This window comes from Clostridium sartagoforme, assembly GCF_004794105.1.
Taxonomy (GTDB): domain Bacteria; phylum Bacillota; class Clostridia; order Clostridiales; family Clostridiaceae; genus Clostridium; species Clostridium sartagoforme_B.
Window position 1 is genome coordinate 66,665 of the sequence record NZ_SRYR01000009.1, and the last position, 17,470, is coordinate 84,134.

The following is a 17,470-nucleotide window of genomic DNA, read 5'->3' on the forward strand; positions in this document are numbered from 1 at the left end:
TCTAATAATGTCCTTATAATTAGTCTAAAGCACCTACCAAAAAATCTTTATACTCTCCACTTTGGCATTTCTTCAATACATTTAAAATCTCTTGCTCTTGATAAGATATTTCTCCACTTTTTTCTCTATCTAAGTAATAATCTATCTTGCTATCTGCTAAATCCTTTAAAGTTATTTTTACACCTTTCTTTAAATCTTCATCTAAGCTCAATGGTAAATCAACGTATGATAAATTAGCAAATTCACTTAAAGTAATATCTTTTATAGAACTCATATATACCTCCTGCCACATTTAATATTTAAATGAATTTATTATATCTTCTGTTGTATGATGCATCTTCTTATCAACTATTTTAAACCAAGCTGTATTATATATTTTATCTTCATTCAAATAATATTCAACTATGCTACCTTCAAATGCTATGTCATAATATTTACTTTCAACATTATTGTATTCATCATCTTTTGTATACCATATATTTACTGAGTTTGTACTAAACAAATTGTTTTCCAATAACTTCTGTCCAAAGATACTAATTTTTTCAGCTTCTTGTGATTTATCTATATTTTCTCCACCATCTATAAATATATTTAATACGTAAGTACATCTATAATTTATATTCATAAAATCAACAACATTCATATCTAATGAATCATATTCATTATATTGATGATCAAACATTGATTGTACTTTAACTTCTTCTCCAAATATCTCTTTAGCAATTGGTGTTAACATTTCATTTAATTTTTCTTCCATAATTCTATTAATATAATTATCATGAACTTCAGATAAATCTTTTTCTACTTCAACATAGAAAAACTTATCAGGACTACTAACTGGATAGCATACTAATTTTTTCGTTTTATTTAATGCTCCAAAGGTTCCCTCTAATTGTTTTATATCAAACTCTTCACCATATCTTTCCTCTAGTGTTTCAAGTGCCGCTTTTTTATAATCATTATCACTAGTTATATTACATCCAACAAATAAACTTCCTAAAACCATCATTAAAATAATCCCTACAATTTTATATAGAGCACTTATCTTAGACTTAATCAACTTTTCACCCCTATTTATTTTTTCCTTCTTCTTATCTTCCTCTTCTTTCTTCTTCTTCCCTTCGTCTTCTTTCTCTTTCTAATTGCATTTGTCTTCTTTCTGCTTCTTCTCGCCTTTCAATTTCTCTAATTTGTCTATCTATACTATCAATTTCAGACTGAATCTTTACTTTAGCTGTAGATGCTAAACTAATACTTTCATTAATTTTTCTATAATTATTTTTATTAATATTAGCTGATAAACTTGATAGGCTTCCTGTATTATCACCTTTTAAGCTACTCTGTATCCCATATGTTACAATTTTTACGCAACTATCAATATCTATACATTTATTATTTAATGTTCCTATCACCTTTTGCAGATCATTTATTGCTTTAAGACTTTTCTCTTTCTGTCTTCTTTTATTTATTAAATAGCTTTTCATAAATCCTCCTTTAAAAACTTATCTTAGATGATATTAAATTATCTGTTTCTTCATAAATTGAATTTATATTATTTAATTCTACTGCTAAATCTCCTATACCATTACTTAATAACTTCATATTGGATATAAGTTTTTTGTGTTTCTCATTAAAATTACTTCCACTTTTACTATCCCATGTATTAGCAAGTTTATTTCCTTCATTATTTATTTTATTAATACTATAATTCAAACTAATATTTATTTGTTTTAATAAACTCACCACTTCATAAAAAACATCGCTTTTAATATTTATTTCATTAGACATATAGATAACCTCCATAATATTGTATTATTACCACTTTATTGAAGTATATCATTTGTAATACAGTTCATCAACTAAACCTTATTCAAGATGGTAAATTAAAAAAGTAAAATATTAAACCAACTATTTTAACATCTAGTGAAACCAAAAATGCACCTACAACCTCCGTTGTAAGTGCATTAATTTCTTTAACTGATTACTTCTATATTTTCTTTATTGCTATCTATTTATTTTACCTACCCCATTATTCACTAAGTTTTCAACATCTTTTACTGATACCAAGTTAGCATCACCATAAATAGTATGTTTTAATACTGATGCGCAATTTGCAAATTCAGCAGTATATTTTGGCTCTTTATTATTTAAAATACAATAAATAATACCTGCTGCTAATGCATCTCCCCCACCAACTCTATCAACAATATCATCTATAGTTCTTATTTCAGATGAATATAATTTATTATCTATAAAATAATTGCATTGCAATGTATTAATTGATGAGGACTTTATATCTCTAAACGAAGAATATATATACTTTATATTAGGATAGTCATTTGAAATATGATTATAATAATAATTTAATTTTTCATATTTATCCTCATATTCACAATTAAGCTTCAATATATTTTCTGCATCAAGTATCCCTGCTGATAAAATATTTACATAAGGTAATATTTCTAAAGTAGCCTCTCTCGCTTCCTCTAGAGACCATAATGTAGAACGATAGTTAGAATCATAACTTACTAAAATATTTTTTTCCTTACAAACTTTTAGCATTTCTAATATTATCCTTCTTAACTCTTCTGAAAGTGCTAATGTTATACCTGAAAAATGAAAAATATCTACATCATTTAAGACTTCCTCAATATTTATATCTGATAACTTTATGTTAGAAAAACATGAATTCTTACGATCATATATAACCTTAGAGTTTCTATTACCGCTTCCCATCTCTAAAAAATATATGCCAGTTCTTCCATCACTTCTAGAAATAAATTTTGTGTCTATTTTTTTACTATCTAAATAATCTAAAATAGCTTGTCCAATAGAATTATTAGAAATATTACTTATAAATCTTGTTCCAATTCCAAACTTTGATAATGATATAAGTACATTGGCTTCTCCACCGCCATAATTAACATTAAAATTACTTGTGTTTGAAAGAAGTACACCTTTATCGGTAGATAACCTCATCATTATTTCACCTAAACTAACTACTCTCATATTATCATTATCTCACTTCATTAAATTTTTCCACATAGCTTGTACATAATTCTGTTATTTCATCAAACTTACCATTAACCCCAAGCTTATTTATTTCTCCACCTATTCCAATTACATCTACCCCAGACTTTTTCCACAAATCTATATTTTCTAGGTTAACTCCACCTGTAACCATAATACTTGCATAAGGTAATGGTCCTTTTAGAGATTTTACGAACTCTCTTCCTAAAACATTGCCTGGGAATACTTTTACAATATCAGCCCCTAGCTCATATGCTTTAACAATTTCATTTATAGTCATTACACCTGGCATATACGGCACTCTATATCTATTACACAGTTTTGCAGTTTCTTTACTAAAACATGGAGAAACTATAAACTTAGCTCCACTTAAGATGGCAAGCCTTGCAGTTTCAGAGTCTAACACTGTACCAGCACCTATAACAACATCTTCATATTTACTATACTTTGCATCTAAATCTTTAATTATATCGCTAGCAAACTTATTAGTGTATGTTACTTCTATTATTTTAACATTACCCTTAATGCAAGCCTCTGATATCTTTATTCCAACTTCTTTAGAATCTCCTCTTACAACAGCAACAATGCCACAGTTCTCTATTTCTTTTAAAACTTTCACTTTATTCATAGTATTTATCCTTTCATTTATTTTAGATTATCCTAAAATAAATAGTAGTTTTAACTTCTAATTACACTTGAAAATAAATTTATTATCTTAGAAATCTATTTCCTAATTACGCTTTACTCTTTTTATCAGCCTTAACAACCATAATATATGCTAATGCAAATGAGATACCTAAAGCCATAAGCATTCCTAATATTGCATAAATAAAGTATGGTCCTATATAAGCAGGAATACTAAATACGCTTGATAAAACATATCCATATATACGAACCCCAAAAGCTCCTATAAATGCAGATGCAATTGAACTTCCAATTGTTGCTGCTAAAAATGCCTTCTTATATTTTGTTAATACTCCAAATAATGCTGGTTCAGTTATTCCAAAAAGTCCAGAAACAGCTGAAGATACTACTACTGATTTTTCTTGCTTTGTTTTTTCCTTAAAGTAAATAGCTGCTGCAGCCCCAGTAATTGCAAGGTTAGCCATTAACATCATTGGCATAAGCATATCATAACCTTGTGTTTCAAAATTTTGTAGTGCAATTGGTGTCATAGCATGATGCATTCCTGTTAATATAGCAATAGGACGAATTGCTCCAACGATAATACCTGCAAAAATAGGAGAAATATCAAATAATCCACTAACAATTAAAGCTAAGCCTTTTCCTAAATAAATTCCTATTGGTCCAATTAATGCTAATGTTAAGAATCCTGAGATAAATAGTGTTATTGTTGGTGTAAATACTGTACGCATTACATCTGGAATATATTTATCAACAATCTTATGAATATAACTTAACATCCAAACTGCAAAGATTATAGGAATAACACTTCCTGAGTAGTTAAACACAGGTATAGGTATAAGTCCTGCAAAGCTAAAGGCGCTTATTTCTCCAGCCTTGGCCGCATCTACCATTGTAGGGAACATAACAGTTGCTGCTATTGCTACAGCTAAATATTCATTAGTTTTGAACTTCTTTGCAGCAGAAACTGCTAAAAAGAATGGTAGAAAAGTAAATACACCACTAGCCATCATATCAATTACTTTAACTGTATCACTAGATCCTGATATAACATTTAATGCAATTAAACCAGATATTAATCCTTTTATCATACCTGCTCCAGCAATAGCAGGTACTATTGGCCTAAATACACCAGATACTGTATTCATAAATTTAGTTACTAAACTATTTTTACCTTCTTCTTTATTTTCTTTTGATGCATTACCAAATTCCACACCTAGTTCAGAAAGTAAAATATTATAATATTTATCTACTGCCGTTCCAATAATTATTTGAAATTGCTCTTTATTAAATGCAGTTCCGATAACCCCATCTAAACTTTTAATTGCTTCTTCATCAACCTTTGTTAAATCTTTTAGGTCAAAACGTAGTCTCGTCATACAATGCCAAGCGTTATTGATATTGTCTTTACCACCTACGCTTTTAATAATATTTTTTATAACATCTTCTTTTTTCATAAAATTACCCCTTTCACAAATTAACTTTGTTTCCGTTTACAAGCTAAATATTATCATAACTTTTTTTAAAATAAAAGTAGTCCAAAAATAGCTTAACATTTTCAAAAAGCCTTATTTTTCAATGCTTTATAAGGATTTTTATTAAAATTGGACTGCTAAATATGATATTTTTCGCATTTAAAAAATCCAGTTTGACTTTAGTATAAAATTAATGATTAAATTTAGTAAGGAACTATTATTTAAGAAAGAAGGTACTAATATGGAACCAACTATAATTACTGATATTTTATGTTATATAACGAAACCAGACAGACATAATTTGGTAGTAGTAAAGGTAGAAACAAATAAAGGAATATATGGATTAGGATGTGCTACTTTTCAACAAAGACCTAAAGCTGTTAGTTTAATGGTATCTGAATACTTGAAACCTCTTCTAATAGGGAGAGATGCAAATAATATAGAAGATTTATGGCAAATGATGATGGTAAATTCTTATTGGAGAAATGGACCAGTAATAAATAATGCAATTGCAGGTATTGATATGGCCCTTTGGGATATTAAAGGTAAATTAGCTAATATGCCACTTTATCAACTTTTTGGAGGAAAATCAAGAGATGCAATCCCTGCATATACTCATGCTGTAGCAGATAACATAGAAGATTTATATAAAGAAATTGATAAAATACTTGAAAAAGGATATAAGCATATAAGATGTCAATTAGGATTTTACGGAGGTAACTCAACTGACTTCCATACTACTGATAATCCTACTCCTGGAAGCTATTTTGACCAAGATGACTATATGAATAATACTATTTCCATGTTTGCTGATTTAAGAGCTAAATATAAAAATAAATTCCATATTCTTCATGATGTTCACGAAAGGCTTTTCCCAAATCAAGCAATTCAGTTTGCAAAAGATTTAGAGAAGTATAAGCCATATTTCATAGAGGATATTTTACCTCCTGATCAAAATGAATGGTTATCTCAGCTTAGAAGCCAAACTTCTACTCCTTTAGCCACAGGCGAATTATTTAACAATCCTATGGAGTGGAAATCATTAATAGCAAATAGACAAATAGATTTCATTCGTTGTCACGTTTCACAAATTGGCGGTATTACACCTGCTTTAAAACTTGGAGCCTTATGTGCTGCCTTTGGAGTTAGAATCGCTTGGCATACACCATCTGATATAACGCCTATTGGAGTTGCTGTAAATATTCACTTAAATATTCACCTTCATAATGCTGCTATCCAAGAAAATATTGAAATCAATGAAACTACTCGCAAAGTATTTTTAGGAATTCCAGAAGCAAGAAATGGCTTCTTCTATCCTATTGATTTACCTGGTATTGGAGTTGATATTTCTGAAACTGAGATAGTAAAATATCCTGTACAGTATCGTCCACATGAATGGACTCAAAGTCGTATCCCAGACGGAACACTTGTTACCCCATAAAGTTGAACAAAATGTTTGATAGGTAGGTATTTTATATTTCCAGACGGAACACTTTTTACCTCATAAACCTAAGGTGCTGTCACACAATGTAAAATTAAGAATGAATAATTCCTAATTTGAGTTGATAATGCGACAGCTCCTTTAAAATATAATTATCTTTTAATTTTTTGCCTTTCTTTATGTTTCTCTTTATTAAATGGCAATATATATGTACAATTATAATCTAATGCAATAACTTTGCTAAATTGATATATTGTACCATTATCTAATATACCTCTATTAGTAATTTCCATAGCAGAAACACCCTTTTTACATTGTAATAACTCTGCTTGCTCTTTAGATATATTAATAGCCTCATAATTGACTATATAATGAGAAATTTTATATTTCTTTTGAACATAATTCTGAATTGAGCCCTCAATATCTTCCTTACTTAATTTCTGAAAAAGATAACATGGAAGTATAGAAGTTTCTATCTGAGTAATTTGATACTTTACAATTCTAATACGCTGAAATTCCCAAACTAATTCACCTTCCTTTAAACCAAACATTCTCTGAGTTTCTAATGATGGCTCAACCTTTTTCAAATAAATAGTTTTAGATATAATATCCTCATAAGAATTTTCTGTCATAGAATTATATATCAATGGATTGCTATAGATATTATCCTTTATATATATCCCATCTCCTTGTCTAGCATATACAACCCCGATATCTGTTAATCTTTTTAGAGCTTCTTGAATAGTGTAACGTGAAACTCCATATTCTTTAGCTAACTCTCTTTGTGTTGGTAACTTATTACCTTCAAATTTTTTCTGATATATCTTCCCTATAATATCCTGAGCTATAAACTCCCTCTTTTTCATTAACCTTATCCTCTTTCCCTACTTCATTGAATTACCTTACAAACCTAAATTAATATCTTTATTGTACAAAAATAGCAGCTATAAAAAAAGACTCTTTTTATAGGTTCATATTATAAGTTCTATTTTATAAAATACCGATCAAGATGTTACGATTATTATACACTTCTCCATAAATAATCTTAATAAGATTTTACTATTTCATTCATATATACTTATCCCTTACTCTAAAATAATGCTTATTTATATAAAATAAATATTTAAAACAAAACTCTATCTTTTGCATCTGGATAACTTTAAATACTATTCAAAAAGGAGTAGCATTTAAACTAAATACTACTCCTTAAACTTATTTAATGCTAGTTACTCCAAGACCTTTTATAATTTCATCTGAAATTACAGCCTTACTTCCTAATATATATGCTTTACTAATCTTACCTTTATTTTCTGATATTTCACTTTTTACAGCTTCCTCTGCTCTTGTTGTATGTGATAATAATAGAAAATTATTATTTTTACCAGCTAAAGCTGATGCTGAAAGAGCATCTGGGAAATCAAGTCCTGAAGCAATATATACATTGCTTAGATTTAATTCTCCTTTAAATCTATCTAAAACGCTTTTATTAGTTTTAAACCTGTCGCTTCCACCTAATCTTACTGGGCTTTTTAATTTATTTAAAACATTATTTGATACTACACCAGTTGATCCAATGACATAACTTTTAGATATAGATTTGCTATTAGAATCTAAATATCTTTTTATACTTACTGGTATAACATCTGTTCTTGTTAATAAAATTGGCATCTTCTTTTTAGTAGCTATTGAAGATATTGATAAAGCATCTGCAAAGCTTAATCCATTTACTAAAGCCACTTCTCCAGTGTTTATACCAACTTCCTTTGCTATTAAAACTGAAGTTTCATACCTATCTTTTCCACCTAATCTTTTAACAGATATGCCCATAGATTTTAAGTCCTTATCAATTTCAGAAGATATAACACCTGTTCCACCAACTATAATTGCATTTTTAACTGATTTATTAATTAGCAATTGTTTAAGTCTTGGTTGTGATTTTAATCCACTATTTTTAACTAATAATATAGGTGCATTTTTTTTACCAGCTAAAGGAGCAGCTGATAAGGCATCTGGATAATCAAATCCATAAGCTAAGATTACAGTATTAGAAGTATTCCATCCCTTTTCAAATAATTTATAGGATGTTTCATATCTATCACTTCCATATACCCTTTCCCCTTGTATCACTGTATTAGTTACTGGTTCTGTAACTGTTATAGTACATGTTGCTTTCTTTGATCCATCCTTCGTTATTACTGTTATAGTTGCTGTTCCTTTTCCTACTGCTGTAACTTTTCCACTTTGATCAACTGTTGCAACACTATTATTGCTACTACTCCATGTAACTCCTTTATTTGTAGCATTACTTGGGTTTATTGTTGCCACTAATGTAATAGTCTTACCTTTTAATAAGCTTTCCTTTGTTTTATTTAGTGTAACACTAGTTACTGGAATTACTACTGGTTTTGATTCTTCTGTTACTGTTATAGTACAGGTAGCTTTCTTTCCTCCATCCTTTGTAGTTACTGTTATAGTTGCTGTTCCTTTTCCTACTGCTGTAACTTTTCCACTTTGGTCAACTATTGCAACGCTATTGTTACTGCTACTCCATGTAACTCCTTTATTTGTAGCATTACTTGGATTTATTGTCGCTGCTAATGTAGTAGTCTTACCTTTTAATAAACTTTCTTTTGTCTTATTTAGTGTAACACTGGTTACTGGAATTACTACTGGCTTTGATTCATCTTCACGATAGATTGATTGTTTAAAATCATCTGTATCATTTAAATAGGCTTTAAAAATTTCTTTTTTCAAAAGCTCAACTTTCGTATATTCTGCAAGTATATTATTCCATCCATGAGGTAACTCTTGTACATTTTTTAAGTCACTCTCTACAGCTTCTGTCATTAATTCATTTATTTTTTCAAAATTATCTAATGTAACTTTTCTACCTTCCCATTGAAATGAAATAGGCTTTAACTGATCTTTTTTACCGATACGCTCATTGAACATTTCCTTTTTAAAATCAGTCATTGTTGCATATTGTCCCTTAAATATTTTCTCTAAAATATATTCATCTGATAATACAACACCATCTTTTGTGGCTTGGCCTTTATATTGATTTGATATGTAAGGCACCACTCCACCATAATACCCATACTCAGCAAGTAATTCATATGTCTGTCTTTTCATCATGACATCTCCTGAGACTCCATTATTATTTTCTACACTTGCATAATTAGAACTGAAAAGTGGTACGACATAGTATCCATTACTTGCAATATCTCCTGTAGTTTTAAGGCCTACAACTTCGTATCTAGAAGATATTATATTTTTATCTATAAGATCATAAATTGTATTTAACTCATTTGCTTCATCAATTGATATTTTTCTTACACTATCAATTTTGTGAGTTGCATTTGAATCTCCTTGATTAAATCTATTTCTTGGGTCATTTTTCTGCTCTAATTTATGGAACCATTTTTGCTTATCATTCTTGTCCTTCTTTAATATAGCATTAGCTTCTGCATAATCTAATGTATATATAACATCGAAGACTCCACTCATATATTCTTGAAAATCCTTCTCTGTTTTAAAACGTTCTGGTGAAGCATTATGATATCTTTCTTGCCCTTTATGATCATATATCAAATTCAAATTTAAAGTAGGTCCATTTATCCCATAAGTTTCGAATAAACCCCTTGGATAAAATTCTGTCTCTAACCCATCTCTTACTCCGTTATTATTGAGAAAAAATGTCCCAATTAATAAGTGTGTCAATTCATGTGTATAAGTTGAAAATCCTCTCTCATCTAGCGCTTTTGCTAAAAAAAGACGAATTTGTCCCCCCTCAGCTTGGCCATCTGCACCAAAATAATTTGCGTATAAATTTAATGGAGTTATAAATTCTTTTACCCCTGTTGCAGCCTTATCTCCAAATTTAGGAGACCATTCTTGAGATGCGTTTACTGTACCACTATTATACATACGTAAGCTATCAATAACTAAGCGATTTGTTGATAATAAATGCTGTACATTTGCCTTTCCTATTCGATGCCAAAGTTCTATAAAATTATTTTGTTGACTTGCTGCCTTTTCAACTTGTGATTTAAACTCTTTAAATTTTTCCTGATAAAGAGCATTATTATTTTGTTTTAAACTTTTATCTACATAAGTATCCACAAGTCCATATGTAATTGTAGTGAAATTAGATATAACATAAATGCTATTCTCAGATACAGTAAGCAATAGCAAAATATGCTCCTGCAAATAAGCTTCTGAACTCAACTTAGAATATAAAGAAGTTTTGGCATTTAGATTTATCTGTGTAGGACTTTCTACAATAATTGCTTTACTTGTTTTCTTAAACCATTCATCCATTGTACTATTTGGTTCAAATTTATTTTTATTATCTTCTAAAAAGGATAATAACGACTCTTTATCTGTAATTACTCCTTTAAATAGACTCTTATAAGCTTTCGTGTTATTAGATACCTTTAGCATCTCGCCACCAGCTCCACCAATTCTAATAAGCCAATCTAGAGGATCAACTTGTTTCCCATAATAGCTAGGTGTATATGTCAAAATTTCTTTTATATTTTCACTTCCAATGTTGAAATCATATAATCTATCAATATAGGAAATTCCCAAAAGCAATTTTTCCTTATTATTTGTTATTTTGTTTATGAAATATTCATTAGAATCGCCTACATACCCTTTTTCAATTGTAGAATTTTCAACTAGTTTCTCAATAATACTTTCAATATTCTTTTGTGTTTTTGAAAAAGATTCACCATAGGACATAACATGTACATTCTCTGCTTTTAGTTCGCTCAATACCTGTTCTTCTGTCACACTTGCAATTGGTATATTGTCACGTTTTGATATTTCCACCTGTTTATTTAACTTATCTGCAGCAGAAAACCTATTTGGTGCCAATAAGTCAGCAATAGTTTTATCGTTAAAATAATTAACCCCTTGTAAAACATCTTTAGTCCTCTTGCTTACTTCTTTCCCATTAGCAGCACTCTTTTCTGCTATTGTATTTTCTACTTTAATATTATCTTGTAAATCTTGCCTATTCTCATTTTTTTCAATAGAATTCTCTTCTTCTTTTTTATCTATTTCAATACCTAACTTTTCTTCAGTTGATATTTCTGTGGCATAAACTTTATTAGGCAACATATATATGGAGCTATTCAATCCAATAATCACTGCTAACCCAAAAGCAATCCTTTTTTTACCCGTCATTTTAATTTACCTCCTTAGCACACTGATATTATCTAAATACCTTTAAAATAAAAAATCAAACTTGTCTATGCTACATTAATTTAAATATATTTTTAGAATTAAATATTATTTACAGCCTTGTCCATTAAAATTTCCTTTAAAATCACCTAGGCTCACAAAATTATCAATGCCATTCATATTAAAATCTTTAGTCATCTTGAAAAACACCTATATTTTTCATTTCCTTATTTTTACTTAAGTCTTCTTAGACACTAGATGATTTAGTACCACTAGCCCCTCCATAAATTTAATCATAATCTAAAAGACTATTAACTTTGATATTTTCACTAACCTAATTTGCATAAGCTTTAAATGGCATAATTGAGAATATCATTAATATTACCATTACACTAACTAATAGCATTTTGCTTCTTTACTCTTAGTAGTAACATATTCTCACAAATTTACATTCATATATTATAATATTTATTTTTATTTTTCTAGATTTTTTATTATATTTGTACAAAAAATAATCAGATAGTTTTTCATTAAAGTTTATACGTAAAATAACTGTAACAAAGCTTTGACTTTATTACAGTTACTTTACTTAAATTATTATAGTGAATAGTACTTATGATTCTAATGATCATAGTTGTTTATTAGCTAATGTAGCCTTTTTTATTGAAAGTTCATCTAATGGAGCTGTTGCTATTCCAAGTAATATAAAAAACATAATAATACTTTTAACTTTCTTTCTAGTTATATAACCATGCTCTTTTAAATGTCCCCATTAAAATCCCACCTTAAAATTAACCTAGCTATACTATATTACCCCTATATAAAACTAATGTGAATTTATCTTATGAATATAATGAAATAGCTATAAATTCTATTGTTTTAAGAATATGTAATAGATCTTATTTATGTTTTAATCAGATTTATTAAATTAGCCTTTGGATATGAAAAGTATGTATGGATTGTAAAACCTGCTGATACTATAGAGATTATAAATGAAAAAGATTGTAAGGTTATTGATTTTACTAGTATGAATAATTGTCTAATTCCAAGAAATGTTTTCTATTTAAAGTCACATACTATTATTAATAAATAAAATTCTTAGAAAAAGGTTACTTTATGACTGAAACAGAAAAAGCCTATATTGCTGGAATTATAGATGGTGAGGGCAGCGTTATGCTACAAAAAATACATAAAAATGAACATCCATCTCCTTGTATATCAATAGCTTCAACCACTTTAGAATTATTAGAATGGATTAAGAAAGTAGTAGGAAAAGGTACTATTACTAAAAAGAAAAATTATAATTTAGAAATACATAAAGATTGTTATAGCTACGTCTTACGAAGAAATTATGCTATTTCTTTATTGATAGATATAGAACCATATCTAGTAATTGATGTTAAAAGAAAAAGGACTGAATTGATTTTAAAGAAATATAAATCTCTTACTCCTAGGAATGGTAGATATACGGAAGAAATGCTAGTTGAGAAAGAAGAATTTTATAATGAATTTATTGGTATAAAGTAAAAATCCACGACATCTCTATCGTGGATTTCATGGTGGAGGCGAGGGGTCATGTGCGTCCATAATTTCTTAATGGCACTGACTATATCTTAGTGTACAAGTTCTGTACACTCTTGGCGTATTATAGAAGCTCAGTATAGTTTATGTCTTCTATCCTAGTATTCCATCGCTTTCACTTTAGGAACCTATAAGTCGATACGAGGCTGTTGAATTTCTTCACATACCTCTCGGTATTGCCGTCAGCATTATCTGTTACGGGTTCACCGATAAAGCCAAGTTATCACTTATGAATCACTTCATAAGGCGACTCATCTTACGAATCGAACCCCTGTCCGAAAGCAGACCAATCTGACTTTCTACGAGCGTAGTTTGTGACTAAAATTTCGGTCCTTAGTTCGCTCACAAACAAACTCCTAATTCCCTAGCTTCATTAATACCCCTTTAGCTCAAAGCTTTGCTAAACTTCGTTTCCCACTTCAATGACACCAGTGATCCGAAGCGTGGGGACCTCGGGCTGATGAGCGGCTATATTAAGCTGCTAATGCAAAATTGTCTTCTGCGTTTATCTTTAATGCATACTTTATTATCGAGGTGACATGCTTGCCTCGGCTCGCTTATCAAACCCATCTTACCCCCGTCGAAGCCAAAACGCCCCCAGGTTAAAATTAGTTTAACGCGAAATATTCAATTTTCATTCCGTGTTGTAATTATATATTATAATTTTTTTTCTGTCAACAGCCTTGAATCATGCATTTTAACTATGATTTCCCTAAATTACATAGTCTTAAATACTTAGCTAAATAATTCATTTATTTTGAGGATAATTATAGTTTTAGCCTGACTTTATAGTTCCTTTATAAAACTCATACTATATCTTAGTTATAATATAAGTATTCTTTCTTTTACTCTAGCTTAATCTCATAGTATGTAATCAATTTATTTTTTGTAATTTAAAACAAATTACTTTATCCATTAGAAATTTTTTATTATTAATTCCTAATGGATAATAAACTTTTGTCTTTAGAACAATAATAAACTAATACACTTTTATCTACTCCATAATAACTCTCTAATATACTTAAAATACAAGCATATCATTTTCATCAAACTTAAAATTTGGACCCCAAGCTACTTCCCAGTAGTATCCATCAGGATCTGCAAAGTAAGCATGATATCCCCCCCAGAAAACATCTTGAGGTTCTTTTGCTATTGTTGCTCCTGCTTTTCTAGCTAGTTCAATTACTTCATCTACTTCATTTTTACTTTTAACATTAAGTGCTAAAGTAACACCTGAAAATCCTGTACCTATTTTAGGTGGATTATCAGAGCTAATATCTTCTGCTAAAAGATTTAAAGGATATAATTCAAACTTTGTTCCTGTTGTATTAAAAAATATTACAGCTGGATTATCTTCCTTTTCATCTGTTTGAAATCCTAGTCCATCTCTATAAAACTGGATAGATTTTTTCATATCTCTAACACCTAAACAAATAATATTAATTCTATTCATAAATTCCCCCTACTTCCTAATTAACAATTTATAATAATATAATCAGCTACTTCCCTTGGAGTCAGTCTTGATACATCAACTTTCTGTGTTAATAAGTTTTCATAAAGTTTAAGTCGTTCTAAACTTCTATTAATAATATCCTCAGTTCTAACACCCTTATCTATATCTTTTTCTAACCTATTCTTTAAAGATTCCTTATCACAAACTAAAGATATTAAATGTAAATTACAATTTTCAGTATTTAGCCTTGCTAGAATATCCTCTATAATACTCTGCTCATGCATAACCCAACAGAAAATAATATTTTCATATACCGACGTTTCAATAAAATTATTTAATAAGAAGCAAATATTATTTATTACCATTTTCTTAGTTTCATCATTTACTATAAAGGGATCCATATCCCAACACCAATCTCCATCAAGAAAAACACTACTATTTAGTTTTTTCTTCATGATTTGACATGTTGTAGTTTTTCCTACTCCCATAGTCCCACTAATTAAATATAAATGTTTCATATAATTAATAATCCATTTCATACTGATTCTAAGAATATCTTATAATCTCTTTTACTTTTTACCTGAATTATCTCCTAAATTGTTAATTTCTAATTGTTAACTGTTAATTGTCTCTGTCTGCTGGATATATAACTCCTATTTGCTTCCTAGCTTCTTCTATTACTTCTATTACATCTCTTGAAACCTTTAGGGAGTTTATCGTAGATTCTTTTTCTCCTGATTGAATTAAGTTTACAAACTCTTCAACTTCGTAACACATATTTTCTTTTTTATGCTCTAAAGTTAAATCTTCTTCTCTTCCATCTCTATAAATAATCTTTACATTTTCAAAGTTGTTGATTTTATTAATTATTATGCTTCCCTCTTCCCCTTGAATTTCTGATGGAAGATATGAATTGCTTATTTTTGAATAAATAACTGCTGCCTCCATATCGTCATAACCAAAGATTGCACTTCCTTCTCCATCTACACCTGTTTTTAGCATTACTCCATTAGCCTTTACTGTATTTGGCTTTCCAAAAAGATTAACCATAGGTGCTATACAGTAAATTCCTATATCCATAATAGCTCCATTAGATAATTCATTTTTAAAGGCATTTAACACTTCTCCAGCCTTATATTTATCATATCTTGAAGAGTATTGGCAGTAGCTTGCAAAATACTTTCTAATCTTTCCAATCTTATATAAGTTGTCTTTTATAGCTTTAAAATTTGGTAACACTGTAGTTCTCATAGCTTCCATAAGAACTACATTATTTTCTTTAGCAGCCTTAATCATTTCATCTACTTCTTTAGTATTTGAAGCAAAAGCTTTTTCCCCTAATACATGCTTCTTATTCTTTAAAAATAAAATTGCTTGACTAGCATGTAGTGAATTTGGTGATGCTATATAAACTGCATCTATTAAATCACTCTTTGCCATTTCTTCTAAATTAGTAAAGGTATGCTCTATCCCAAATTTCTTTGCATACTCTTTTGCCCTTTCTTCAGTTCTTGAATAAACAGCTGAAATCTTTGCATCCTTAACTTCCTTAGCACCTGCAATTAAACTATCAGTAATAAAGTTCGTTCCTATTATTCCTATATTAACCATACTGCCCTCCATTTTTATGTTATATTATTCCATATATCTATTGTATAAAAAAAAGGAACTGAAATACAACCTATTAATTAAGTTTAGTACAAATTCAGTTCCTCTTTCTTTATTTATAAGTGAAATTTAACATTATCCTCAAATGTATATTTCATTTTAATCTATTATTTATAATTTAATCCTTATAATACATCTTCTAATGTATATTTAGAAAACTCATTTATAAATGCATCTAATGAGCTTCTCATTATTCCTTTTATCTTACATCCTGACCCCACATAAGGACAACAATTCTCTTTGTTAAAGCATTGTGCAATATTTAAATTGTCTTCTGTTATCTTTATAACTTCTCCCAAATTTATATCTGAAGGCTCTAATCCAAGTTTTAATCCACCTGTTCTACCTTTCATAGAAATAACTAAATCTGTCTTCGCCATTTTATGTATTATCTTTTTTAAATGATGCTCTGATATTTCTAGTTTTTTTGCAAGTTCTTCAACAGTACAAAGTTTGTCTCTGTTTTCTGCTAGATAAATTAGTGATCTAAATGAATAATCAGTAAATTTGGATAAATACATTTTAATACCCCTCTTTCGTTTAAGATAATCCTACTAGTAATTGAGGACATTTATAAAAAATTTTATTTAAACTTTTTCAATATAAAAATTGTATAGCTAATAACTTTAAAAGTAAACATATTCGCAAAATAAATTAAATAAAATTTTCTATTTAATTATACTATATTTCACCTATTAATTACTAAATCAACCATATATTATTTACAAAAATTTAATATTTCATACATTTATTATAGTATCTTATAATTTTATGTTGTTTTATGGGTGTCTTTAAGTAGAATCCTAATAGATTTTACTATTATAAGCACCCATATAAACATCATTATTCTTTTAAATTAATAACTTATTAATATGTCAAAAATTTTTCTAGAACTATTTTTCCTTCTTCTTATTACTAATTTATCCTCTAAATCTAAGTTATATATCAAAGCTTTTTACTTAAATCATTTATCTTTTTTTATCTAAACAA

Annotated in this window: 15 protein-coding genes and 1 other RNA gene; 2 read left to right on the forward strand and 14 right to left on the reverse strand. The window is 28.8% G+C overall.

What is annotated here, in order from left to right; translation table 11 throughout:
- Positions 1-19 precede the first annotated feature (19 nt).
- The 7 genes from E5347_RS13500 to E5347_RS13530 form a co-directional block, all read right to left on the reverse strand.
- The gene (locus E5347_RS13500; RefSeq protein ID WP_136007756.1) at positions 20-274 is read right to left on the reverse strand and encodes a hypothetical protein; all 255 of its coding nucleotides are present in this window, start codon (positions 272-274) and stop codon (positions 20-22) included.
- An 18-nt stretch (positions 275-292) separates the two neighbouring features.
- A complete protein-coding gene (locus E5347_RS13505) occupies positions 293-1,060 on the reverse strand; it encodes a hypothetical protein (RefSeq protein ID WP_136007757.1) in 768 nt (255 codons plus the stop codon).
- A 31-nt stretch (positions 1,061-1,091) separates the two neighbouring features.
- On the reverse strand, positions 1,092-1,484 hold the full coding sequence (locus E5347_RS13510) for a hypothetical protein (protein WP_136007758.1): 393 nt from the start codon (positions 1,482-1,484) through the stop codon (positions 1,092-1,094).
- A 10-nt stretch (positions 1,485-1,494) separates the two neighbouring features.
- Positions 1,495-1,788: a WXG100 family type VII secretion target gene (locus tag E5347_RS13515; RefSeq protein WP_168354971.1), complete on the reverse strand. Its 294-nt coding sequence runs from the start codon at positions 1,786-1,788 to the stop codon at positions 1,495-1,497.
- A gap of 216 nt (positions 1,789-2,004) precedes the next feature.
- Positions 2,005-3,009, reverse strand: coding sequence for a sugar kinase (locus E5347_RS13520; RefSeq protein ID WP_136007760.1), 1,005 nt, complete (start codon positions 3,007-3,009; stop codon positions 2,005-2,007).
- A 7-nt stretch (positions 3,010-3,016) separates the two neighbouring features.
- Entirely contained in the window at positions 3,017-3,658 is a 642-nt protein-coding gene (locus E5347_RS13525; RefSeq protein WP_136007761.1) for a bifunctional 2-keto-4-hydroxyglutarate aldolase/2-keto-3-deoxy-6-phosphogluconate aldolase, read from the reverse strand.
- A 106-nt stretch (positions 3,659-3,764) separates the two neighbouring features.
- Positions 3,765-5,132: a PTS transporter subunit EIIC gene (locus tag E5347_RS13530; protein WP_136007762.1), complete on the reverse strand. Its 1,368-nt coding sequence runs from the start codon at positions 5,130-5,132 to the stop codon at positions 3,765-3,767.
- Between the two features lie 259 nt (positions 5,133-5,391).
- Here E5347_RS13530 and E5347_RS13535 point away from each other — a divergent pair, with 259 nt between their 5' ends.
- Entirely contained in the window at positions 5,392-6,591 is a 1,200-nt protein-coding gene (locus E5347_RS13535) for an enolase C-terminal domain-like protein (protein ID WP_136007794.1), read from the forward strand.
- Positions 6,592-6,743: 152 nt separating this feature from the next.
- Here the strand turns inward: E5347_RS13535 and E5347_RS13540 are convergent, their stop codons facing one another.
- A complete protein-coding gene (locus tag E5347_RS13540; RefSeq protein ID WP_136007763.1) occupies positions 6,744-7,457 on the reverse strand; it encodes a GntR family transcriptional regulator in 714 nt (237 codons plus the stop codon).
- A 346-nt stretch (positions 7,458-7,803) separates the two neighbouring features.
- Positions 7,804-11,781 carry a ZmpA/ZmpB/ZmpC family metallo-endopeptidase gene (locus E5347_RS13545; protein WP_136007764.1) on the reverse strand — a complete coding sequence of 1,326 codons (3,978 nt, stop codon included), beginning with the start codon at positions 11,779-11,781 and terminating at the stop codon, positions 7,804-7,806.
- Positions 11,782-12,894: 1,113 nt separating this feature from the next.
- Here E5347_RS13545 and E5347_RS13550 point away from each other — a divergent pair.
- Positions 12,895-13,305, forward strand: coding sequence for an LAGLIDADG family homing endonuclease (locus E5347_RS13550; protein WP_136007765.1), 411 nt, complete (start codon positions 12,895-12,897; stop codon positions 13,303-13,305).
- 313 nt (positions 13,306-13,618) lie between these two features.
- On the opposite strand, the gene ssrA is transcribed toward E5347_RS13550, so the two are convergent.
- The 5 genes from ssrA to E5347_RS13575 form a co-directional block, all read right to left on the reverse strand.
- Positions 13,619-13,950: a transfer-messenger RNA gene (ssrA, locus tag E5347_RS13555) on the reverse strand.
- A gap of 430 nt (positions 13,951-14,380) precedes the next feature.
- Entirely contained in the window at positions 14,381-14,812 is a 432-nt protein-coding gene (locus tag E5347_RS13560; protein WP_136007766.1) for a VOC family protein, read from the reverse strand.
- Positions 14,813-14,832: 20 nt separating this feature from the next.
- The gene (locus tag E5347_RS13565) at positions 14,833-15,330 is read right to left on the reverse strand and encodes an AAA family ATPase (protein ID WP_136007767.1); all 498 of its coding nucleotides are present in this window, start codon (positions 15,328-15,330) and stop codon (positions 14,833-14,835) included.
- Positions 15,331-15,433: 103 nt separating this feature from the next.
- Positions 15,434-16,423: a Gfo/Idh/MocA family protein gene (locus E5347_RS13570; RefSeq protein ID WP_136007768.1), complete on the reverse strand. Its 990-nt coding sequence runs from the start codon at positions 16,421-16,423 to the stop codon at positions 15,434-15,436.
- A 182-nt stretch (positions 16,424-16,605) separates the two neighbouring features.
- Complete coding sequence (locus E5347_RS13575) at positions 16,606-17,001, reverse strand: RrF2 family transcriptional regulator (RefSeq protein ID WP_136007769.1); 396 nt, start codon at positions 16,999-17,001, stop codon at positions 16,606-16,608.
- Positions 17,002-17,470 lie beyond the last annotated feature (469 nt).